The organism is Pseudomonas sp. D2002 (genome assembly GCF_013385735.1).
GTDB lineage: Bacteria > Pseudomonadota > Gammaproteobacteria > Pseudomonadales > Pseudomonadaceae > Aquipseudomonas.
Window position 1 is genome coordinate 917 of sequence record NZ_JACAPL010000037.1, and the last position, 1,050, is coordinate 1,966.

1 protein-coding gene is annotated in these 1,050 nt (G+C 55.5%); it reads left to right on the forward strand.

Annotated features, from left to right (window positions below; translation table 11 throughout):
* On the forward strand, positions 1 to 1,050 hold a 1,050-nt coding region (locus HX783_RS29775; RefSeq protein ID WP_177019247.1), incomplete at both ends, for an immunoglobulin-like domain-containing protein.

Here is a 1,050-nt window from a genome sequence, read left to right on the forward strand (position 1 = left end):
CACCACGGTTTCCCTGACTGCCGACAAAGCATCGGTCGTTGAAGGTGGCGACATCACCTACACCGCGACCTTGACTAACAAGGCGCAAACCGACGTCACCGTAACGCTGAGCAACGGCCAAACCATCACCATCAAAGCCGGCGACTCCGCAGGCTCGACGGTGTTCCACACCCCGGCCAACGACGTCTACAACAACAGTTCCACCGTCAGCACCACCATCGCCAAGACTGCGGGTGGTAACTTCGAGAACCTGGTCACGGATCCAAAAGCAGCCGTCACCACGATCACCGACTCGATCGATAACACCACCGTTTCTCTGACAGCTGATAAAGCATCGGTAGTGGAAGGTGGGGATATCACTTACACCGCAACCTTGACCAACAAGGCGCAAACCGACGTCACCGTCACGCTTTCGAATGGCCAAACCATCACCATCAAAGCCGGTGAATCCGCAGGCTCGACGGTTTTCCACACTCCAGCGAACGACGTCTACAACAACAGCTCAACCGTCAGCACCACGATCGCCAAAACTGTCGGCGGTAATTTCGAGAACTTGGTTACCGATCCGAAAGCAGCCGTCACCACGATCACCGACTCGATCGATAACACCACCGTTTCTCTGACAGCTGATAAAGCATCGGTAGTGGAAGGTGGGGATATCACTTACACCGCAACCTTGACCAACAAGGCGCAAACCGACGTCACCGTCACGCTTTCGAATGGCCAAACCATCACCATCAAAGCCGGTGAATCCGCAGGCTCGACGGTTTTCCACACTCCAGCGAACGACGTCTACAACAACAGTTCCACAGTCAGCACCACCATCGCCAAGACTGCGGGTGGTAACTTCGAGAACCTGGTTACCGATCCGAAAGCGGCGGTCACCACGATCACCGACTCGATCGACAACACCACGGTTTCGTTGACTGCTGACAAGGCTTCGGTCGTTGAAGGTGGTGACATCACTTACACCGCGACCTTGACCAACAAGGCGCAAACCGACGTCACCGTTACGCTCTCGAATGGCCAGACCATCACCATCAAAGCCGG